At 71.5% G+C, this 20,575-nt stretch carries 20 protein-coding genes; 12 read left to right on the top strand and 8 right to left on the bottom strand.

All coding sequences use genetic code 11. From position 1 onward, the window contains the following. Nucleotides 1-7: 7 nt before the first annotated feature. From ACIP84_RS10520 to ACIP84_RS10510, 3 genes are all read left to right on the top strand, one after another. The gene (locus ACIP84_RS10520) at nucleotides 8-448 is read left to right on the top strand and encodes a GNAT family N-acetyltransferase (protein WP_401796985.1); all 441 of its coding nucleotides are present in this window, start codon (nucleotides 8-10) and stop codon (nucleotides 446-448) included. A 91-nt stretch (nucleotides 449-539) separates the two neighbouring features. Continuing rightward, nucleotides 540-1,619, top strand: coding sequence for a dihydrodipicolinate reductase (locus ACIP84_RS10515; protein WP_401796982.1), 1,080 nt, complete (start codon nucleotides 540-542; stop codon nucleotides 1,617-1,619). After that, nucleotides 1,616-2,104, top strand: a complete 489-nt coding sequence (locus ACIP84_RS10510) for a carboxymuconolactone decarboxylase family protein (RefSeq protein WP_073902518.1) — start codon at nucleotides 1,616-1,618, stop codon at nucleotides 2,102-2,104. The genes ACIP84_RS10515 and ACIP84_RS10510 overlap by 4 nt, the downstream gene beginning before the upstream one ends. 100 nt (nucleotides 2,105-2,204) lie before the next feature. Here ACIP84_RS10510 and ACIP84_RS10505 read toward each other — a convergent pair whose 3' ends face one another. From ACIP84_RS10505 to ACIP84_RS10495, 3 genes are all read right to left on the bottom strand, one after another. Continuing rightward, nucleotides 2,205-3,848: a GMC oxidoreductase gene (locus ACIP84_RS10505; protein WP_401796979.1), complete on the bottom strand. Its 1,644-nt coding sequence runs from the start codon at nucleotides 3,846-3,848 to the stop codon at nucleotides 2,205-2,207. Between the two features lie 204 nt (nucleotides 3,849-4,052). After that, entirely contained in the window at nucleotides 4,053-5,486 is a 1,434-nt protein-coding gene (locus tag ACIP84_RS10500; protein WP_355958535.1) for an aspartate ammonia-lyase, read from the bottom strand. A gap of 263 nt (nucleotides 5,487-5,749) precedes the next feature. Continuing rightward, nucleotides 5,750-6,865 (bottom strand): asparaginase, encoded by a 1,116-nt coding sequence (locus tag ACIP84_RS10495; RefSeq protein ID WP_401796976.1) that lies wholly within the window; start codon nucleotides 6,863-6,865, stop codon nucleotides 5,750-5,752. 118 nt (nucleotides 6,866-6,983) lie between these two features. Here ACIP84_RS10495 and ACIP84_RS10490 point away from each other — a divergent pair, with 118 nt between their 5' ends. The 6 genes from ACIP84_RS10490 (at nucleotide 6,984) to thpD (ending at nucleotide 12,172) form a co-directional block, all read left to right on the top strand. Beyond that, nucleotides 6,984-7,448 carry an Lrp/AsnC family transcriptional regulator gene (locus ACIP84_RS10490; protein ID WP_401796973.1) on the top strand — a complete coding sequence of 155 codons (465 nt, stop codon included), beginning with the start codon at nucleotides 6,984-6,986 and terminating at the stop codon, nucleotides 7,446-7,448. A 219-nt stretch (nucleotides 7,449-7,667) separates the two neighbouring features. Beyond that, the gene (locus ACIP84_RS10485) at nucleotides 7,668-8,471 is read left to right on the top strand and encodes an endonuclease I family protein (RefSeq protein ID WP_401796970.1); all 804 of its coding nucleotides are present in this window, start codon (nucleotides 7,668-7,670) and stop codon (nucleotides 8,469-8,471) included. A gap of 364 nt (nucleotides 8,472-8,835) precedes the next feature. Further along, nucleotides 8,836-9,366, top strand: a complete 531-nt coding sequence (gene ectA, locus ACIP84_RS10480) for a diaminobutyrate acetyltransferase (protein WP_401796967.1) — start codon at nucleotides 8,836-8,838, stop codon at nucleotides 9,364-9,366. 51 nt (nucleotides 9,367-9,417) lie between these two features. Beyond that, nucleotides 9,418-10,689, top strand: coding sequence for a diaminobutyrate--2-oxoglutarate transaminase (gene ectB, locus ACIP84_RS10475; RefSeq protein WP_401796965.1), 1,272 nt, complete (start codon nucleotides 9,418-9,420; stop codon nucleotides 10,687-10,689). A gap of 103 nt (nucleotides 10,690-10,792) precedes the next feature. Beyond that, on the top strand, nucleotides 10,793-11,209 hold the full coding sequence (locus tag ACIP84_RS10470) for an ectoine synthase (RefSeq protein WP_030314862.1): 417 nt from the start codon (nucleotides 10,793-10,795) through the stop codon (nucleotides 11,207-11,209). Nucleotides 11,210-11,275: 66 nt separating this feature from the next. After that, entirely contained in the window at nucleotides 11,276-12,172 is an 897-nt protein-coding gene (thpD, locus tag ACIP84_RS10465) for an ectoine hydroxylase (protein ID WP_355958545.1), read from the top strand. A 251-nt stretch (nucleotides 12,173-12,423) separates the two neighbouring features. Here thpD and ACIP84_RS10460 read toward each other — a convergent pair whose 3' ends face one another. Further along, nucleotides 12,424-13,296 (bottom strand): RNA polymerase sigma factor SigF, encoded by an 873-nt coding sequence (locus tag ACIP84_RS10460; RefSeq protein ID WP_401796961.1) that lies wholly within the window; start codon nucleotides 13,294-13,296, stop codon nucleotides 12,424-12,426. Nucleotides 13,297-13,485: 189 nt separating this feature from the next. Between ACIP84_RS10460 and ACIP84_RS10455 the strand changes: the two genes are divergently transcribed. The 3 genes from ACIP84_RS10455 to ACIP84_RS10445 all read left to right on the top strand — a co-directional run bounded on the left by ACIP84_RS10455 (nucleotide 13,486) and on the right by ACIP84_RS10445 (nucleotide 16,030). Beyond that, the gene (locus tag ACIP84_RS10455) at nucleotides 13,486-13,911 is read left to right on the top strand and encodes an ATP-binding protein (RefSeq protein ID WP_401796959.1); all 426 of its coding nucleotides are present in this window, start codon (nucleotides 13,486-13,488) and stop codon (nucleotides 13,909-13,911) included. A gap of 247 nt (nucleotides 13,912-14,158) precedes the next feature. Then, nucleotides 14,159-14,962 (top strand): N-formylglutamate amidohydrolase, encoded by an 804-nt coding sequence (locus ACIP84_RS10450; RefSeq protein ID WP_401796956.1) that lies wholly within the window; start codon nucleotides 14,159-14,161, stop codon nucleotides 14,960-14,962. A 351-nt stretch (nucleotides 14,963-15,313) separates the two neighbouring features. Then, nucleotides 15,314-16,030, top strand: a complete 717-nt coding sequence (locus ACIP84_RS10445) for a flavodoxin family protein (protein WP_355958551.1) — start codon at nucleotides 15,314-15,316, stop codon at nucleotides 16,028-16,030. 61 nt (nucleotides 16,031-16,091) lie between these two features. Here ACIP84_RS10445 and ACIP84_RS10440 read toward each other — a convergent pair whose 3' ends face one another. The 4 genes from ACIP84_RS10440 to ACIP84_RS10425 are packed head-to-tail and all read right to left on the bottom strand — an operon-like array spanning nucleotide 16,092 to nucleotide 20,511. Then, nucleotides 16,092-17,354, bottom strand: a complete 1,263-nt coding sequence (locus tag ACIP84_RS10440; protein WP_401796954.1) for an ABC transporter permease — start codon at nucleotides 17,352-17,354, stop codon at nucleotides 16,092-16,094. Next, entirely contained in the window at nucleotides 17,348-18,061 is a 714-nt protein-coding gene (locus ACIP84_RS10435) for an ABC transporter ATP-binding protein (protein ID WP_355958555.1), read from the bottom strand. Before ACIP84_RS10435 ends, ACIP84_RS10440 begins: the two co-directional genes overlap by 7 nt. Continuing rightward, nucleotides 18,058-19,608, bottom strand: a complete 1,551-nt coding sequence (locus ACIP84_RS10430) for a peptidoglycan-binding protein (RefSeq protein ID WP_401796952.1) — start codon at nucleotides 19,606-19,608, stop codon at nucleotides 18,058-18,060. The genes ACIP84_RS10435 and ACIP84_RS10430 overlap by 4 nt, the downstream gene beginning before the upstream one ends. Continuing rightward, nucleotides 19,609-20,511 carry a hypothetical protein gene (locus tag ACIP84_RS10425; protein ID WP_401796950.1) on the bottom strand — a complete coding sequence of 301 codons (903 nt, stop codon included), beginning with the start codon at nucleotides 20,509-20,511 and terminating at the stop codon, nucleotides 19,609-19,611. Nucleotides 20,512-20,575: the final 64 nt, after the last annotated feature.

Genomic DNA, 20,575 nt, shown 5'->3' with positions numbered 1-20,575 from the left:
TGCACGCATGAACGATCTTCGTATCGAACCGGCCCGGAGCGAGGCCCGGCTCGCGGACTGGCGGGCCGTCCACAACACGATCATCCCGACGGCCCTGCTCTCCCTCGACGAGGTGCGCGAGCGCGCGGGCCGGAACCGGCTGGAGGTCGCGTATCTCGGCGAGGTGGCGGTGGGCTGTTCGACGGTGCGGCCGCCCGACGAGGAGACCGCGTCGGCGACCGTCATCGCGCGGACGCTGCCTGGCTTCCGGGGTCGGGGGGTCGGGACCGCACTGTACGACCGGGGGCTCGCGCACGCGCGGACGCTGAGCGACGAGGGCGTGGAGACGGTGGTGCTCGCCTCGAACGAGGACGGGCTGCGGTTCGCGCTCGCGCGCGGCTTCGTCGAGGTGGAGCGGTACGTCCTGCCGGGCGACACGGTGCCGTTCGTGACGCTGCGGCTGACCTGACGCGTCCCGGCCCGCACCGCGATCTGACGATTCGTCAGATCGTTGCGTCACGGGTCTGGGAACCTTCGGGGCCCGGCGCTACCCTCCGCGCATGATTCGGACGGTGGTGTGGGGTACCGGAAATGTCGGGCGCGCGGCGATCCGTGCCGTGGACGCCCATCCAGGGCTGGAACTCGCGGCCGTGCTGGTCTCCGATCCGGCGAAGGTCGGACGGGACGCGGGCCGGCTCGCGGGGCTCGGCCGCGACCTCGGGGTCGTGGCCGTCGACGATGTGGGCGCGGTGCTCGACGGGCGGCCGGGGGCGGTGGTGTACGCGGCTTCCGGCGACACCCGGCCCGACGGGGCGCTCGACGACGTGGCGCGGGCGGTGCGGACGGGCGCGGTGGTGGTCACCCCCGCGCTGTATCCGCTGTACGACCAGCGCAACGCGCCGCCCGAGTTCCGGGATCCGGTGCTCGCGGCGGTCGCCGAGGGCGGTGGTTCGCTGTTCGTGTCGGGGGTCGACCCGGGCTGGGGCAACGACGTCCTGCCGCTGCTCGTGAGCGGGCTCGGCAGCACGGTGGACGTGATCCGCTGCCAGGAGATCTTCGACTACTCGACGTACGAGCAGGAGGAGTCGGTCCGGGACCTGATCGGGATGGGCCGGCCGCTCGACTACGAGCCGCCGATGCTGCTGCCGTCGGTGCCGACGATGGTGTGGGGCGGCCAGATACGCCTGATGGCCCGCGCGCTCGGCGCCGAACTCGACGAGATCCGCGAGACGGTGCACCGGCGTCCGCTGGAGTCGACCGTGAAGACCCGGACGATGGGCGTCTTCGAGGCGGGTACCCAGGGAGCGATCCGCTTCGAGGTGCAGGGCGTCGTCGCCGGGGAGCCCCGCATCGTGATCGAGCACGTGACCCGCATCCATCCCTCGTGCGCGCCGGACTGGCCGGTGCCGCCGGACGGGGCGGGGGCGCACCGGGTGATCGTCGAGGGCAGTCCCCGGATCGAGGTGACGGTGGCGGCGACCGCCGAGGGGGAGAACCGCTCGGCGGGCGGGAACGCGACGGCGGTGGGCAGGCTGGTCGGGGCGATCGACTGGCTGGTGGCCGCGGAGCCGGGACTGTACGACGCGCTGGACGTGCCGTTGCGGCCGGCGGTCGGGAAGCTGGGAAGGAGACCACGGTGATCATCGACATTCCCGAGGGCCAGGAGCCGATCGGGTACGTGTGGGGCGACATGGTCCCGGAGATCGGGACGGCTGCGGCGAACTTCTCGCTGTCGGTGTACGCCCATACGACGCTGGGGCTGCGCGAGTTCGAGGCGGCGCGGCTGCGGATCGCGCAGATCAACGGCTGCGGCTTCTGCCTGGACTGGCGTACCGACCGGGACGGGGTGAAGGTCGAGGAGGGCTTCGACGAGGTCGTCGCGGCCTGGCGGGAGACGGAGGTCTCGGAGGGCTTCGACGAGCGGACGCGGCTGGCGGCCGAGTACGCGGAGCGGTACGCGCTGGACCATCACGGTCTGGACGAGGAGTTCTGGGAGCGGATGACGGCCCGGTACAGCCAGGCGGAGATCGTGGAGCTGACGATGAGTCTGGGCTCGTGGCTCGCGTTCGGACGGCTCAACCGGGTGCTCGGGCTCGACGAGGTGTGCGTGCTGCCGACGCACTGAGTGCGCGTGCTGCCGACGCGCCGAGTGCGCGGGGAAGGGCCGGCCGGGTGGTTCCCGGCCGGCCCTTCCCCGTTCGACGTGCTCGTGTCGCGCCGCGGGCTCAGAAGTCCTCGGCGACGATCCGTTCGATGTTGCGTTCGGCGAGGGCCGTGATGGTGACGAACGGGTTGACGCTGGCGTTTCCGGGGATCAGGGATCCGTCGATGACGTACAGCCCGGAGTAGCCGTGGAGGCGTCCGTGGTTGTCGGTCGCCTTGCCCAGGACCGCGCCCCCGAGCGGGTGGTACGTGAGGTGGTCGCCCCAGATCTTGTACACACCGAAGAGGTCGGTGCGGTAGATCGTGCCCTCCTTGGAGTTGATCTTGTCGAAGATGGTCTTCGCCGCGTCGATGGAGGTCTGCTTCCAGGCCCTGTCCCAGCTCAGGTCGACCTTGCCGGTGGCCGGGTTCCAGGTGAACTCGGCCCGGTGGGGGGTCTTGGTGATGGAGAGGTAGAAGGAGGCGTAGGTCTCGATGCCGGTGGGCAGCGGGGCGACCTCGGCGAAGGCGCCGCCCGCGTCCCAGTTGTCGATTCCCGCGGTGGGCATGGCGGACTGGAGCTTGCCCGTGGGGTCCCACATGTGGTTGGCGCGGCCGCACATGACGTTGCCGTTGTCGCCCCAGCCCTTGCCGATCTCGTTGTTGAGGGCGGGGAGGGCTCCGGTGGCCTTGAGGCGGGTGAGGAGCTTGCTCGTGCCGATGCTTCCGGCGGCGAAGAAGACCTTGTCGGCGGTGACGGTCTTGCTCGCGAGGGTGGCGCCCGTGGTGTCGATCTGGTCGATGGCGACGGTGTAGCCGCCGCCGGCCGCCGGCGTGACGGAGGTGACCCTGTGCAGGGCGGAGACGGTGACCCGGCCGGTGGCGGCGGCCTGGGCCAGATAGGTCTTCTGGAGGGTCTTCTTGCCCGCGTTGTTGCCGTAGATGACCTCGCCGTCGAGGGCGGACTTCGGGACGGCCCCGGCGGCCTCCTGCTTCATGTAGTCCCAGTCGTAGACGTTCGGGACGAACACGAACGGGAAGCCGGAGCGCTGGGCGTGCTTGCGCCCGACGCGGGCGTACTGGTAGCAGGCGGCGCTCTCCCACCAGGACTGGTCCACCTCGGTGACGCCGAGTCCCGCGTTGGCGCGCGGGTAGTAGGTCGCGTACATCTCGGCCGCGTCGACGGTGGGGAGGATGGCCGCGAAGTTCTCGCGGCGGGGAGTGACGGCCATGCCGCCGTTGACGAGGGAGCCGCCACCGACGCCCCTGCCCTGGTAGACGGTGATGCCGGCGAAGTCCTCGGCGTCGAGGATGCCCGTGTGCCGCGGGACGTCCTTGTCGAGGGGGAAGCCGAGGAAGTTGCTCAGGGGCTGCTTGGTGCGGGTCCGCAGCCAGAAGGAGCGGTAGTCGGGGCGGGTGGTGTTGGCGAAGATCTTGCCGTCCGGTCCCGGGGTGTCCCAGGCCATGCCCATCTCGACCATGTGGACGGCGACGCCCGCGCGGGCGAGCCGGAGGGCGGCCACGGAGCCGCCGTATCCGGTGCCGATGACGAGGGCGGGCACGTGGGCGCCGGTGGGGATGGGGGTGTCGGCGAGGCGGGCTTCGGCGTGGGCCGGGGTGCCGTGGCCGACGAGGGCGGCGGCACCGAGAACAGAACCTGTTCCCGCGAGGAATCGGCGGCGGCTGACGCCACCGATTCCCCTTGCGGGCAGGGGGAGTTCGCTCATGTGATGTTCCTCACTCAGGGGCGAATGGGAACATGTTCTACTGTCGACTATCGGGGAAGTCACGAGAAACCGACGGGTAACTTCAGCTCGGGTACACCTCTCGAACGGATGCCGTCGGAACGTGGGTCATGCGTGGCCTCCTCGGCCCCGGATACCTCGGGCGTGGGCCCGTCGCCCGTACCGGGGGCCGAGGAGGCGGGGAGGTCAGGCCAGGGCCGGGCCCGGCGCGCCGGTGAGGCGCTCGGGGGTGAGCAGCTCGGCGAGGCGTTCGGCGGGCAGCAGGCCCTTCTCCAGGGTGAGTTCGACGACCCCGCGCCCGGTGGCGAGCGCCTCCTGCGCGATGGCGGTGGCGGCGGTGTAGCCGAGGTGCGGGTTGAGCGCGGTGGCGAGGCCGATGGAGTTCTCGACGGCCGCCCGGAGCGCCTCGGTGTTGGCGGTGATGCCGCTGACGCAGCGGTCGGCGAGGGTCAGGCAGGCGGCGCGCAGGGAGAGGAGGCTCTTCGACAGGGCGTGGAAGATCACCGGCTCGAAGGCGTTGAGCTGGAGCTGCCCGGCCTCGGCGGCCATGGTGATGGTGATGTCGTTGCCGATCACCTCGAAGGCGACCTGGTTGACGACCTCGGGGATCACCGGGTTGACCTTGCCGGGCATGATGCTGGAACCGGCCTGGACCGGCGGCAGGTTGATCTCGTTGAGCCCGGCGCGCGGCCCCGAGGACAGCAGCCGCAGGTCGTTGCAGGTCTTGGAGAGCTTGACCGCGATGCGCTTGAGGACCCCGGAGAGCTGGACGAAGGCACCGCAGTCCTGGGTGGCCTCGATCAGGTTGGCGGAGGTGACGAGCGGCAGGCCGGTCAGCTCGGCGAGGTTGCGGCGGGCGGTCTCGGCGTAGCCGGGGGCGGCGTTGAGGCCGGTGCCGATGGCGGTCGCCCCGAGGTTGATCTCGTGGATGAGCTCGACGGCCTCGGCGAGCCGGCTGCGGTCCTCCTCCAGCATCACGGCGTACGTGGAGAACTCCTGGCCCAGTGTCATGGGCACCGCGTCCTGGAGCTGGGTGCGGCCCATCTTGACGACGTCGCGGAACTCCAGGGCCTTGGCGGCGAAGGCGTCCTGGAGCACGGCCATGGCGAGGAGGAGTTCGCGGGCGGCGCCGATCGCCGCGATGCGGATGGCGGTCGGGTAGACGTCGTTGGTGGACTGGCCGAGGTTGACGTCCTCGTTGGGGTGGAGGCGGTCGTAGTCGCCCCTGGTGTGGCCGAGGAGTTCCAGGGCGCGGTTGGCGACGACCTCGTTGGCGTTCATGTTGGTGGAGGTGCCGGCGCCGCCCTGGACGACGTCCACGACGAACTGGTCGTGGAGCCGTCCCGCACGGATCTCCCGGCAGGCGCCGGCGATGGCGGCGGCCTTGTCGGCGGGCAGCAGCCCCAGTTCCTCGTTGGCGCGGGCGGCTGCCTCCTTGACGGCGGCGAGCGCGTCGATCAGGAGCGGGTAGACGGAGATGGGCGTGCCGGTGACGGTGAAGTTCTCGGTGGCGCGCAGGGTGTGGACGCCCCAGTAGGCGTCGGCGGGGACGTCCCGGTCGCCGAGCAGGTCGTGCTCGCGACGGAAGGGGACGGGGTGCGGGGCCGGTGCGGGAACCATGGGGTCCTTGGGGTGCGTGGCGCGCCCAGGGGGCGCCGGGGTTGCGGTGGGGTGCTGCCCGTGGGGGGCGAGCCGAGGGAACGGCTGTTCGCGTGCGCGCTGGGGCCGGGCCGGGGGTGTGGCCGTCCGCGTGTGCGGTGCCCGGCCGAGGTCATGGCCGTACGGCGGCGGGGGCGGGGGAAAGCCCCGCGAAGGTTGGCTCCGGCTCGCGGACGGGCGGGGGGGTGCGCCGCCCGCGAGCCGGGGTTCTGGGGTGCGCCGGGTCAGGCGCGGGCGGCGACGGCCGAGGCCGAGCGGGAGCCGCCGGTGGCGAGGGCCGGTTCCGCGCGGACGGGCCCGTCGAGGAGGCGTCGCAGCAGGGCGGTGCTGCGGCCGGGGTCGCTCGCGCCGTTGCCGCCCTCGGCGAGAAGCGTCGCGAGGACCGCGATCCGCGCCTGGGCGGCGCGGAGGGTACCGGTGAGCAGGGCTCCGGCGGCGACGAGGTCGACGGCCCCGCCGCCGGTGTAGATCTCGGCGAGCGGCCCGGCGGGGACCCGGGTGGTCACGGCGACCAGGACGCCCTGGGCGACCGCGTCGGCCACGGCGGCGGCGATCTCGGGGGTGGCGTTTCCCGCGCCGGTGGCGACGAGGACGATGCCTTCGGCTCCGGCGCCGACGGCCGCGTTCAGGAGGAGGGGATCGCCGTCGGAGTGGTGCGTCACGATGGCGACCCGGGGCAGCGGAACGGCGTGGGGGGCGTCGGGGTCCGCCTTGTCCGCGGCGGCGGGCAGCGGCAGCGGCGTCGGGCGCTCCGGCTGCCGCTCGATGTCGACACGGGAGAAGCCGACGCGGCCCAGGCGCTCGGCCGAGGGGTCGGAGAAGGCGTCGGCGGCGAGCGTCTGGGTCTTGACGGTGCCGCGGGCGGCGTGGACGCGCCCGTCGAAGACGACGAGGACACCGAGGTCGCTGACGGAGGAGGCGACCTGGAGCGCGTCGTACAGGTTGCCGGGGCCGTCCCCGTCTCCGGTGCCGAAGGGGCGCTGGGCGCCGGTGAGGACGACCGGGCGGGCGTCGGTGTGGTGGAGGTCCAGGAAGAAGGCGGTCTCTTCGAGGGTGTCGGTGCCGTGGGTGATCACGATGCCGTCGACGCCGGGGTCGGCGAGGGTCTCGTGGACGGTCCTGAGCAGGGCGAGCTGGTGCGCCGCGGTCATGCGGGAGCTGTTGACGTTGAAGAGGTCGACGACCTCGACGGTGACGCCCTCGGGGAGCGGGGCGGTGGCCAGCACGTCGTTGCCCGAGGCGTCGGCGGCGTAGCCGGTGCCCTGCCAGCGGCTGGCGATCGTGCCGCCCGTGCTGATGACGACGATCCGGCGCGCTCCCCCGTCGTTCGTCCGCTTCATGCCTGCCGTCCTTACTCCGTACCGAAATCGCCCTGCGTCGCAACGATAGGACAGAAGGCGCGCAAGGCGATTGCGAAATCGGCCGCTGTATCGTTTCGTCGTGGTAGATAATTGCGCCATGGACCGAATCGATCTCCACATCTTGCGCGAGCTTCAGGACGACGGCCGGCTGAGCAACCAGGAGCTGGCCCAGCGCGTGGGGCTCAGCCCGTCCCCCTGCCTGCGCCGGGTCCGTCAGCTGGAGCAGGACGGGGTGATCCAGGGGTACCGGGCGATCATCGATCCGGAGGCGGTGGGGCGGGGCTTCGAGGTGCTCGTCTCGGTGGAGGTGCGACGGGACCGGGAGACGGTGGAGGCCTTCGAGGAAGCGCTCCGGGACGTGCCGGACGTCATCGAGGCCTACCGGCTGTTCGGGAGCCCCGGCTGCCTGCTGCGGATCGCGGTCGCCGACCTCGCGGCGTACGAGCGGCTGTGGATCGAGCGGCTGACGACGCTCACCGGGGTCACCGAGGTCAACTCGCAGATCATCATGAAGCGCATCAAGGAACCGAAGGGGATGCCGGTGGACGTCCGGGGCGACTGAGGACACCCCGGACCACCCGGACCCGACCGGGGCGGGCCCAGGGGGACACCGCGACTCGGCCATATGCGAACTCGTCATGGAACAGCCTTCTCCTCGTTACATGACAGGTACCTGCCGTGTGCCACTCTCCCGATGACACGAAGTCAACACGCGTAGACAGCGGATGCGTTGAGCCGACGCCCGCCGTCCCCGCGTACCGTCCCCGGGAAAGGGCCCCCCATGTCCGTTGTGCGGATCGGCAGATGGAAGGTGTGGGCGGCGGCCGTCGCCGCCACCCTCGTCGGCGTCACGCTCCCCACGGTCGCCGCTACCCCCGCCGGCGCCACCACCACCGCGTACGACAGCACGTACTACAAGAACGCGATCGGCAAGACCGGCACGAGCCTCAAGTCCTCGCTGCACACCATCATCAGCAGCCAGAGCAAGATCTCGTACGACGCGGTCTGGAACGCGCTGAAGGTCACCGACCAGGACCCCGCCAACACCAACAACGTCATCCTGCTCTACAGCGGGACCTCGCGGAGCAAGAGCCTCAACGGCGGCGACGTCGGCGACTGGAACCGCGAGCACACCTGGGCCCAGTCCCACGGCAACTTCGGCACCTCGGCCGGGCCCGGCACCGACCTGCACCACCTGCGCGCGGCGGACGTCCAGGTGAACAGCATCCGCGGCAACAAGGACTTCGACAACGGCGGCAGCGCGGTCAGCGGCGCCCCCGGCAGCTACACGGACAGCAACTCGTTCGAGCCTCGCGACGCCGACAAGGGCGACGTGGCCCGGATGATCCTGTACATGGCCGTCCGCTACGAGGGCGACGACGCCTGGGCCGACCTGGAGCCCAACGAGTCGACGACCAACGGCAGCGTCCGCTTCCACGGGCGCCTCTCGGTCCTGAAGCAGTGGAACGAGCAGGACCCGCCGAGCGCCTTCGAGGAACGTCGCAACGACGTCATCCACACCACCTACCAGGGCAACCGGAACCCGTTCATCGACCACCCGGAGTGGGTCGAGGCGATCTGGTAGCCGAGCGCCACAGCGGTGCAGGAAGCCGGGCCGGGGTCGTCGTACCCGGCCCGGCTTCCGCACGTCCCGGGCGGGGCACAACGGGCACCGCGCACGGAAAGACCTTTACGCCTGACCGCTGAGACCACCTTCAAACGCCGAATGGCGGATGTTCTCACGCTCTTGGCGCGAAGGGAGGAGGCATCCCGGAGGCGTTATCCATCCGTTATAAACGGTGACTTTGTCCTGTTCTGGGGTCCTTTTCCATGTGACCTGGCACATATTTCCGCCCCGGAGGCCGCCGACGCATCTATCACGGCCAGGTGTCCACAACAACCCCTCCGGACCAGGAAGTTCCGAGATCCACTCGGTAGCTTCGGCGCCCATGACCCCGTTGACCACTGGCCTGACGACCACGGCTCCCCGCACCACTCCCCCGACGCTCGCGGACGGCGCCGAGCTCTGGCGGATAGCGCGCGGCTCGGGCGAACTCGACCTCAACTCGCCGTACAGCTATCTGCTGTGGTGCCGCGACTTCGCCGGCACGACCACGGTCGCCCGTGACGCCTCCGGACGCCCGATCGGCTTCGTCACCGGCTATCTGCGCCCCGACGAGCCGGAGACCCTCTTCGTCTGGCAGATCGCCGTCGAGGGTTCGCACCGCGGAAGCGGGGTAGCCGGGACCCTGCTCGACGCCCTGTCCGCGCAGGTCGCGGCCGAGCACGGGATCAGCAGGATCGAGGCGACCGTCACCCCGGGGAACCTCGCCTCCGACCGCTTGTTCCGGTCGTTCGCACGCCGACACGACGCGGAGGTGACGCAGGAGGTCCTGTTCCCGGCCGCCGCGTTCCCCGCGGCGGGACACGAGTCCGAGGTGCTGTACCGCATCGGCCCCCTCGGGCCGCCGGCCTCCTGAGCCGTCGACCGGCACGCCACACCCCCGAACAACACCCTGGAGAAGAGCTTCGTGACCCTGACCGACATCGCTACGCCCTCCGTCTTCGAGACCGTCGAATCGGAGGTCCGCAGCTACTGCCGCGCCTGGCCCGTCGTCTTCGAACGCGCCAGTGGCAGCAGGCTGTACGACGAGCAGGGGCGTCCGTACCTCGACTTCTTCGCCGGCGCAGGCTCGCTGAACTACGGCCACAACAACCCCGTGCTCAAGCGGGCCCTCCTCGAATACCTCGGCAACGACGGCATCACCCACGGCCTCGACATGTCGACCACCGCCAAACGCGACTTCCTGGAGACCTTCCACGCGACGGTCCTGGAGCCCCGGGCCCTGCCCTACAAGGTGATGTTCCCGGGCCCCACCGGCACCAACGCCGTGGAGGCCGCGCTGAAACTCGCCCGCAAGGTCACCGGGCGGCAGACCGTCGTCTCCTTCACCAACGCCTTCCACGGCATGTCGCTCGGCTCGCTCGCCGTCACCGGGAACGCCGCCAAGCGCGCCGGCGCGGGCGTCCCGCTGCCCCACGCCATCCGCATGCCCTTCGACGACTACCTCGACGGGCAGCTCCCCGACTTCCTCTGGTTCGAGCGGCTCCTCAACGACGCCGGCTCCGGCCTCGACCACCCGGCGGCCGTGATCGTCGAGACCGTCCAGGGCGAAGGCGGCATCAACGTCGCACGGGCCGAGTGGCTGCGCGCGCTCGCCGAGCTCTGCCGCCGGCACGAGATGCTCCTCATCGTCGACGACATCCAGATGGGCTGCGGCCGCACCGGCGACTTCTTCTCCTTCGAGGAGGCGGGCATCACGCCCGACATCGTCACCCTGTCCAAGTCCATTAGCGGCTACGGCCTCCCCATGGCCCTCTGCCTGTTCCGGCCGGAACTCGACGTCTGGCAGCCCGGCGAGCACAACGGGACCTTCCGCGGCAACAACCCCGCCTTCGTCACCGCCACGGCCGCCCTCGACGCCTACTGGCGCGACGGCACCCTGCGCGGGCGCACCCTGAGCCGGGCGGACCGGGTGGAGCGCGCCCTCCTCGACCTGTGCGGGGGCGACGGGCGCACCGGCGTGTCCGTCCGCGGCCGCGGACTGGTGTGGGGCCTGGAGTTCGCCGACGGGGAGCGCGCCGACGCCGTGTGCCGGCGCGCCTTCGAGACCGGCCTGCTGGTCGAGACCTCGGGCCCGGTCGGCGAGGTGGTCAAGCTGCTGCCGCCGCTGACCACGACGGACGACGAACTCGACGAGGGCCTCGGGATCCTGGCCCGCGCCGTCCGCCACACCGCCTGACCCCGCGCCCGACCCGCGCGTTCCGACCCCACGTTCCGACGGCCGACCGACCAGCCGGCCCGATGACCCGATGACCCGATGACCCGAAAGGCAGTCGTACCCCATGATCGTCCGTACCTTCGACGAACTGGAGAACACCGAGCGGCACGTGAGGGCCGCCTCGGGCACCTGGGAGAGCAAGCGCATCGTCCTGGCCCGTGAGCGGGTCGGCTTCTCCCTCCACGAGACGGTGCTGTACGCCGGCACCGAGACCGCGATGTGGTACGCGAACCACGTCGAGGCCGTCGTCTGCACGGCCGGCGAGGCCGAGCTCACCGACCACGAGACGGGCCGCACGTACACGATCGTGCCCGGAACGATGTACCTGCTCGACGGGCACGAGCGCCACACGCTCAAGGTCAAGGCCGACTTCCGTTGCCTGTGCGTCTTCAACCCGCCGGTGACAGGGCGCGAGGACCACGACGAGAACGGCGTCTATCCGCTGCTGACGGAACCCGAGCCCGCGTCCGACGACGTCTGAGCCCTGCACGCCACCGACATCCCCACGCGAACCGACATCCCCACGCGAAAGGAAGCGCGCTCCCCCATGCCCTCCGCACCGACCCGCCCCGTCGACCTCTACCCCACCCGTGGCCCGAAGGAGGAACTGATCGGCCGCAAGGACCCCGTCGTGTGGTCAGGCCCCGGCACGGCGGGCCCCTTCTGGGACCGTGAACTGGAGGAGTACGACCGCGACGGCTTCGTCACGGTGGACGAGATCGTCACCCCGGACGAGGTCGACGTGCTCCGGGCGGAGCTGGACCGGCTCGTCTCCGACCCGGCCGTACGGGCCGACGAGCGGGCGGTCGTCGAGCCCCGCTCCCAGGAGATCCGTTCCGTCTTCGAGGTGCACCGGATGAGCGAGGTCTTCGGCCGGCTCGCCGAGGATCCGCGGATCATCGGGCGCGCCCGCCAGATCCTCGGCTCCGACGTCTACGTCCACCAGTCGCGGGTCAACGTCAAGCCCGGCTTCGGAGCCAGCGGCTTCTACTGGCACTCGGACTTCGAGACCTGGCACGCGGAGGACGGCCTGCCGAGGATGCGGACCGTGTCGGTGTCGATCGCGCTCACGCCGAACCACACCACCAACGGCAGTCTCATGATCATGCCGGGTTCGCACCGCACGTTCCTCGGCTGCGCCGGTGCCACTCCGAAGGACAACTACAAGAGGTCGCTCCAGATGCAGGACGCCGGTACGCCGTCCCACGAGGCGCTGACCACGTTCGCCGAGGCCTGCGGCATCCGCCACTTCACGGGTCCGGCCGGCTCCGCCACCTGGTTCGACTGCAACGCCCTGCACGGGTCGGGCGACAACATCACGCCCTACCCCCGGAGCAATGTCTTCCTCGTCTTCAACAGCGTAGAGAACCAGCCGGAGGCGCCCTTCGCCGCCCCGGTCCGGCGCCCCTCGTTCATCGCCGCGCCCTCGTGCGATCACGCGTGACCGTCCGGACGGCGCCGGGCGGGCCCGGAAGCCGCCGGCGCACCCCGACCGCGCGTTCACGGCGGTCGGGGTGCGCCAACCGCGCCCGACGCTGAGCGAGTTCGGGGAGGGGCGGCACGATGAGGGGGCGGCACGGGGACGGGCGGCACGGTGACAGGTCCGCCAGGTTGTACCGGCAGTTCGATCTTCTCCTGAGCGTCCTCGCGAACATCGCCCCGTCGGGAACCGGCCGCGCGTTCCTCTCGGTCCGCTCAGCCTTCTCCACCGTCGTCGACCATGCCGTCGCGCAAGCGGTCCAGGCTTCGGGCGAGCAGGCGTGAGACCTGCATCTGGGAGACGCCGATCCGCTCGCCGATCTCCGTCTGGGTGAGCTCCTCCACGAAGCGGAGGTGCAGCAGCAGCCGATCGCGCGGGGCGAGGGCCTCCACGAGGGGGGCGAGGGTGTGGAACTCCTCGAAGAGGGCGAGCGCCGGGTCCTCCTGGCCGATGAGATCGGCCAGGGCCGCGTCCTCCTCGTCGCTGTCGCCGCCGGCGAGCCTGGCGTCCAGGGACGTGGAGTGATAGCCGTTGGCGGCGACCTGGGCCTCGACCACCTCGTCCTCGGACAGGTCCATGACGGGCGCGAGCTCGGAGAGGCTCGGGGCCCGGCCGAGCCGTGAGCTCAGCTCGTCGGTCGCCTTGGCCAGCTCCACCCGCGCCTCCTGGAGGCGGCGCGGCACGTGCACGGCCCAGGTGGTGTCGCGGAAGAACCGCTTGATCTCGCCCACGATGTACGGCACGGCGAAGGTGGCGAACTCCACCTCGCGCGACAGGTCGAAGCGGTCGATCGCCTTGATCAGGCCCACCATGCCGACCTGGAGGATGTCCTCCCGCTCGTCCCCGCGCGACCTGAACCGCCCCGCCGCGTACACCACCAGTGACATGTTCATCTCGATCAGGGTGTTCCGGACGTACTGATGCCCGGCGGTGCCCTCCTCCCGCTCCGCCAGTTCACGGAGGAACACCTTCGACAGGGCCCGCGCGTCCCGGGGTGGAACCGCGTGCGGGACCTCGGGGAAGGGCAGCTCCTCGCCCACGCCGTTCGTCGTGTACGCCGTCGTCGCCTCGGCCGGATCGGTCCGCACAGGAACAACCTCCTCTGGCTCGCGGTCCGTTCAGCGGTCCCGGTTCGCGTACCCCCGCTTTTCGGACGCACTCCTCTTCCGCTTCCGGCCGAATCCGCCCGGACGGAAAGCATCACCCCGGTTCGAACGGGAAGACGAAACCCATCACCTACTGAGGAACCGGTCAGAAGAGGAAGAAAGGGATGCGCGATGAAGACCTGGAGCGACACCCGGCGCCCGGCCCTCGGGGCGGACCCGCACGGTGCCTGGGACGCCGGCGCGCCCCCGGTCCGTACTCCGGCCGACGCGCGGCAGCTCGTCCGCCACACCCTCGCGGCGCTCGGCCCCCTGCCGCCCGCCCAGGTCGAGGACCTGCTGCTCGTGACCTCGGAACTGGTCACGAACGCGCACCGGCACGCGGGCGGCGTCACGGGCTTCGGGATCGGGGTCGGACGGGACCGGGTGACGGTGTCGGTGTCCGACGGCAGCGGGGAGGCACCGCTGTACGAGCGCCGCGAGGAGCTGCGTCCCGGTGGCTACGGCTGGCCGATCGTGCTCCGTCTGTGCCGTGAGGTGACCGTGGACGCGGGTCCCCACGGCAAGACCATCCACGCGGCCGTGACGGTCGACCGGTGACCGACGGTCGACCGGTGACCCCGGCCCGGGCCCCGGACCCCGGGCCCGCGACCCGCCGCCTGTGACCCGCGACCTGTGACCGCTGACCTTGACCGATGCCCGGATCAGGGGGCCGCGGGGGCCGGTACCCCGTCCGCCAGCCGGTCGGGCCGCCGTCCCGGGAGCCGTACGGCTCCGGAAACCGGCGGAGCGTGGGGCGCGCACCGGGCGCACGCCACGGCGGGTCCGACTGTGGAAGGCTGAGCCGATGACCTCACGCTCCTACGACGTCCTCGCCGGCGCCCCGGACTCCCCCGTGCTGCTCCATGTCCCGCACTCCTCCCGGGTGATACCCCCGGACGTGCGCGACGGCATCCTGCTGGACGACGGGGATCTGGACCGCGAGCTCGACCACATCACCGACGCCCACACGGCGGAGATCGCGGCCGTGGCCGCGGGGGCCGCCGGCGCGCGCCCCTGGCAGTTCGTCAACCGGCTGTCCCGGCTGGTCGTCGATCCGGAGCGCTTCCCCGACGAACGCGAGGAGATGCTGGCCGTCGGGATGGGCGCGGTGTACACGAGGACCACGCACCGGGCGCCGCTCCGCCCCGCCGGATTCGACCCGGCGCCGCTGATCGACCGGTACTTCGCGCCGTACGCCGCGGGCATGGCCGACGCCGTGGCGGCGCGCCTCGAAGCGACGGGGCGGGCCGTGATCGTCGACGTCCACTCGTACCCGACCGGGCCGCTGCCGTACGAGCTGCACGGCGAGGGGCCCCGCCCGCCGGTCTGCCTCGGCACCGACGCCTTCCACACGCCGCCGGCCCTGCTGGCCGCCGCGCGGGAGGCGTTCGGCGGATTCGGGGGCCTGGCGACGGACACGCCCTTCGCCGGGACGTACGTACCGCTGGCGTACTACGGCAAGGATCCGCGGGTCAGCGCGCTCATGATCGAGATTCGCCGCGACGTCTACATGAGCGAGCCGGGCGGCGCGGCGGGCCCGGGGCTGCAGGCGCTCGGGGCGGCCCTGGCGGCGCTCGTCGACGCCGTGCCGCCGCACCCGGCGTCGTAGGGCAGGCCGCGCGCCTCCGGGCACCGGCTCATGTGCTCGGTCGCGGCCGGGCGGCCCGACGGCGAGGGCGTGCGCAGGCTGCCGATCGAGCGCGGCCGGTCCGTCACGGGGTGCCCGGGGCGTGGCGGTGCCGTGCGGGCGGATCCGCTTCGGGGACGCGTGTCACCGGTGCGGGCCATGCGGGTGATCGGGGGCGACTTCGCCGCCGTTGGCGCGGCGTTCGGTCATTCCGCTCGACGAGGCGGGACAGTGGACGGGACTTTCGGCCGGACCAACCCGGGGCCCCATCGATGTCGGCAGCCGGGGGTGTTTCGCCGCCCGACGCCCACTCGTCCGCAGGGGAACGCATCCATGACCGAAACCGGCACGTCCTACCGTGATCTCCGCGCCCTGGTGATCAACTGCACCCTCAAGCGGTCGCCGGAGCGCAGCCACACGCAGGGGCTGATCGACATCAGCACCGGCATCATGGAGCGCCAGGGTGTCGAGGTCGAGGTGCTGCGGGCGGTGGACATCGACATCGCCACCGGTGTCTGGCCGGACATGACGGAGCACGGGTGGGAGACCGACGAGTGGCCGGTGATCTACTCGCAGGTGATGGCCGCCGACATCCTGACCCTGGCGGGACCCGTGTGGCTGGGAGACAACTCCTCGGTCATGAAGCAGGTGATCGAGCGTCTGTACGCCTGCTCGTCGATCCTCAACGAGCGCGGCCAGTACGCCTACTACGGTCGTGTGGGCGGCTGCCTGATCACCGGCAACGAGGACGGCGCCAAGCACTGCGCGATGAACGTCCTCTACAGCCTCCAGCACCTCGGATACGTCATTCCGCCGCAGGCGGACGCGGGCTGGGTCGGCGAGGCCGGCCCGGGCCCGTCGTACCTCGACCCCGGCTCCGGCGGGCCGGACAACGACTTCACGAACCGCAACACGACCTTCATGACCTGGAACCAGCTCCACCTGGCGAGGATGCTCAAGGACACCGGCGGCATCCCCGCCCACGGAAACCAGCGCTCCGAGTGGGACGCCGGCTGCCGGTTCGACTTCGAGAACCCCGAGCACCGCTGAGCGCGGGCCGAAGCGGTCGGAGGCCCGGTGGAAGTCAGCCTTGCCCGTCAGGCGCCCTGCGTCAGCCGCGGAGGGCTTCGGCCGGTTGCACGGAGGAGGCGCGGCGGGCGGGGTAGATTCCGGCCACGACTCCGGTCGCCAGACCGATGAGGGGGGCGGTGGCCAGGACCACCGGGTGCATGACCGGCGTCCAGTCCCTGATCAGCGCCACGGCCAGGACGGTGAGCGTGCCGATGGCCGTACCGACGAGTCCACCGAACGCGCCCAGCGTGCCCGACTCGGCGAGGAACTGGGCGGTGACGTGCCGCCTCTGCGCTCCGAGCGCGCGGCGCAGGCCGATCTCCCCGGTGCGTTCCAGGACTGCCACCAGGGTCGTGTTGGCGATCCCGACCGCTCCGATGACCAGGCACACAGCGGCGAGCAGCAGGAAGAGCTGTTCCAGGTCGGAGGTCACCGAGGACCGAAGGCTCTTCGGGTCGGGCGGTGGAACCGCCTTGAAGTACTCCGGGTGGTCGGGACGCAGTGCCGTCGGGGCTTCCCCGGCCACCTGACGGGCCGCGCCGAGGTCGGTGGCGACGAGCATCCTGGCGCCCTGGGCGGGCCGCCCCCAGAGCTCCACCGCGGTGGTCTCCGGCACAAGGACGGAGAGCAGCAGATCCGGCTGGCGCCGGACGTCCTCGACGATGCCCGCGACGGTGAACGGCTGCCCCCCGATGAAGATCGCCGGTTTGGTCTCCAGGGTGGTGATCCCCAGCCGTGCGGCGATGCCCGAGCTGATCACGGTGACACGCTGGCGGGTGTCGGTGTGGAAGTCGTCGTACAGCCTGCCCTGCGAGAGCCGGGGCTCGGCCGCCAGCAGGGCACCGGGGGCGGCGGCCACGACGTTGAGAGGTTCCCCCGCGGCGTCGCCCACCGGGGCGGCGGTGACGGTGAGTTCGCCGGCGTTCTGCCGGGGCTGCACCGTCCACAGGACGCCGGCGTGCCGCACCCCGTTGAGCCGCCGCACGCGGTCCGAGGCGTCGTCGGGGAACGCCGCGCCGGCGAACTCGTCCTGCTCGCGGGCGATGTCCTCGACCGTCACCTCGGTCGCGGACAGCACGTTGAAGCGGGAGTCGATCTGGGAGGATGCGGTGGCCGTGAGGCCGAGTACGGCGACGAAGGCACCGACACCCAGGACGGTGCCCAGCATGGTGAGCGCGGAGCGGGCGGGGCGCTGCAGCATTCCGGCCAGCGCTTCGGCCAGCACGTCCCGCGGCACGAATGCGGAGCGCCCGATGGGCGCTGGGGGCGCGGCCTGCGGCGCCTCTCGGTTCCGGGTCAGCATGCGGGTGCCTGCTCGCTCTCGCTCAGGATGCCGTCCCGGATGGTGACGGTCCGCCGGCCGCGGGCGGCCACGGCCAGGTCGTGCGTGATGAGGACGATCGTGATGCCCTCTGCGTTGAGGGCCTCAAGGAGCTGGAGCACCGCCTCGGCGTTGCCGGTGTCGAGGTTTCCCGTCGGCTCGTCGCACAGGAGCAGCGAGGGCCGGGCGACCAGGGCGCGCGCGATGGCCACCCGCTGGCGTTCGCCGCCGGACATCCGGGTGGGAAACGCCTCGGTCCGAGGGCCGAGGCCGACCCGAGCCAGCGCCTCGCGGGCTCTCTGGGAGCGCTCGTCGCGCGGGACGCCGCTGTAGACCATGGCGAGTTCGACGTTCTCGCGGGCGCTGCGGTGCGGCAGCAGGTGGAAGGCTTGGAAGACGAACCCGATACGGCGGCCGCGCAACGTGGTGCGCTCGGTGTCCCTGAGCCGGCCGGTGTCGATGCCGTCGAGGAGAAAGCGGCCCGTCGTGGGGGTGTCGAGGAGTCCGGCGATGTTCAGGAACGTGGACTTGCCCGATCCGGAGGGGCCGACGACGGTGATGAACTCGCCTCGGTGGACCTCCAGATCGCCGGGTCGCAACGCCTCCATGGGCGGGGGCCCCGGGTAGGTGAGGCCGACCTGCCGGAATGCGATGACGGGTGGTTCGGAGGGGGTCGGGGACGCGGTCATCCGGTCGGCTCCTGTGCGGCGGCATCCGCCGGGACGCCGGTCACCACCCGGTCCCCCTCGCCGAGGGTCCCGCTCTCCAGGGGGATGACCTCGACGTTCCCGTCGCCGGAGGTGCCCGGCTTCACCCGGACGCGGCGCTGCCTGCCGTCGTCCTGGAGCACGGTGACTGCGGTGGAGCCGTCGGCGCCGGCCGACACCGCCGTGACGGGTACGACCAGGACCTTGCCACGTGTCGTCGCGGCCTGGACGGTCAGGCGGACGTTCTGCCCGGTCCATTCGGCCTCCAGCGGTCGGCCCGGCGCCAGAGTCATCAGATAGCCGTCCGCGTCGGCCTGCCCACCGGCGGACTGTCCCTCGGCCGTGTCGCCGTCGGGACGCGGCATCGTTCGGGTGGTGGCGATGGACCGTACGGAGGCCGTGGCGTCGGCGCCGTTGACCTCGGAGAGGATCTCCGCCTTCTGACCTGCCCTGATCAGGCCCTTCTGGTGGTCGGGCACATAACCGTGCACCACCAGCGGGCCTGCGGCGACGGTCATCACGGCTCCCTGCACCTTCGCTCCGAGTCGTACGGGGAGGTCCTGTACCCGTGCCGGGAAGCTCTCCAGGAACGCGACTTCGCCGGAGGGGACCATGGGGCCCGAGGCCGCCCGGGCGGCGACGAGGCCCTCGCGAGCGGTGGCCAGGTCCTCGCGGGTACGTGCGACGGCCTTGCGCAGGCCCTCCGGATCGCGGCCGCCGCGCGTCGCCTCCCCGGCCGTTCCCGCGGGTGAGCCGGCCGTCTTGCCCGAGTCCGTTCCGGAGCTACCGGGGCCGGAGCGGGAGCCGGCCCCGGAGCGGGAGTCGGCCTCGGCGGTCTTCAGTGCGTCCTCGGCGTCGTCCAGGGCTCGCTCGGCCGAGGTCACCTGTGCCTCGGCCGAGGTGACGGCGGCCGAGCCCTCGACGCCGCCGACCGGGAGGGGCTCGTACCCGAGCGCGTCGTAGAGCGCGGTGACCGCCGACTTCGTACCCTCGCCGAAGCGCCCCCGGTTGTCCGGGGATGTGGAGTGGCCGAGCCGGTGGAGCGCGTCCTGGAGCCGGCCCACGTCACTGCCCTGGGCGCCGGGCTTGAGGTCTCGGTAGAGCGGGACGGTGCCCTGGAGTGCGATCACCGGACGGCCGGAGATCTCGACCAGCAGCCGCCCCGCGCGTACCTGGTCCCCTGCCTTCAGCGGCAGCTTGGAGACCGTGGGAGTGCCTCCCTCGGTCGTCCCGCCTGGCGTGATCTCCAGGCTCTGGCCGGCGACCACGGTGCCGCGAAGGATCACCGACGAGGCCAGTGTCCGGTGCTCGACGGGCGCGGTGATCACGGACGGTGCGGGGGGCCGGGAGTCCGCCGCGGCCTGGGCGGGCGACTTGATCAGCAGGGAGGCACCGAAGCCCGCCCCTGTGAGCGCGACCGCGCCCGCCGCGATCAGGGCGAGCCAGCGCCGCCTGCCCCGTACACCGTCACCCCCGTCGCCACGGGCCGTCACGGCCACGTCCGTGGTGTGCTGTTCGTCGTTCGGCATTCAGTTCGCCAATGCCTTGTTGGCCGACTTGATGACCGCGCCCTGATCCTTCTTGATCTCGGCGAAACCGGCGGCGTTCCGCTCGATGTAGTCGTTCTGGATCTGCGTTTCGAGGCGGAGCAGCACGGTGGCGAGCTTCGCGTCCTGCTTGCACGTCACATCGGCCTTGGCCACGGCCTTCTCCTGCGGCGACGCGGAGTCGCCCTGGAGCGTGTACTTCTCGCCGGGCTGCAGGAAGGCCGTGTGCTGGTAGCCGGCCTTCTTCATGCAGGACACCCAGGCATCCTGCGCCTTGATGAACTCCGGCATCTTCTGGGCCTGCTCGAAGCTGGTGAAGTCGATGCTGAGCAGTCCGATCTTGCCCTTCTCGGGGTTCTGCACCTTCTCGAGCCCCAGCTTGCGCTCGGCCTCCTTCCGGCAGCCGCCCTCGGGGATGTCCTTGCCCCGGTAGCTGCCGGAGCCGGCCCGGCCGCTCTTGGGGCCCTTGGCACCGAAGACCATGTACGCCTCGGCCGGAAGCCTGGCCCTGCCGGACGTCGTGCCTCGGACGTGGTCGTCGCCTGCCGACGGGATCAGGTGATAGCCGTGCTCGGCGGCGACCTTCTCGCTGACCACGCCGTAGCGACGGCTCACGACCTCGACGGGGTCGGCCTTCGTCACCGGCCAGTCGAACCCGAACCGCTTCATGCAGTCGGCAGCCAGGGTCGAGTGCGCGGTGTCCACCAGCGCCTGCTGCTCGGGGGTGAAGAAATAAGCGGACACCGGGAGGACGATGTCGGCCTCCGTGACGACCTCCCGGGCCACGGATGCGCCGGCGTCGGCGCCTGCCGGTGCGTCTTCCGCGCACCCGGTGAGCAGCAGCGTGCCCACCCCGGCGGCGATGACAAGACGTGTGTAACGCAAGGGAATCCCCTGGATAGAGTGGATGTGCTGTGGTGGGGCGGAATCGGCCTCCGCCCCACCACGG

The organism is Streptomyces sp. NPDC088707 (genome assembly GCF_044752725.1).
Taxonomy (GTDB): Bacteria; Actinomycetota; Actinomycetes; order Streptomycetales; family Streptomycetaceae; genus Streptomyces.
The sequence above is the reverse complement of the archived record's forward strand: the minus strand, read 5'-3'. Positions and strand labels throughout refer to the sequence as shown.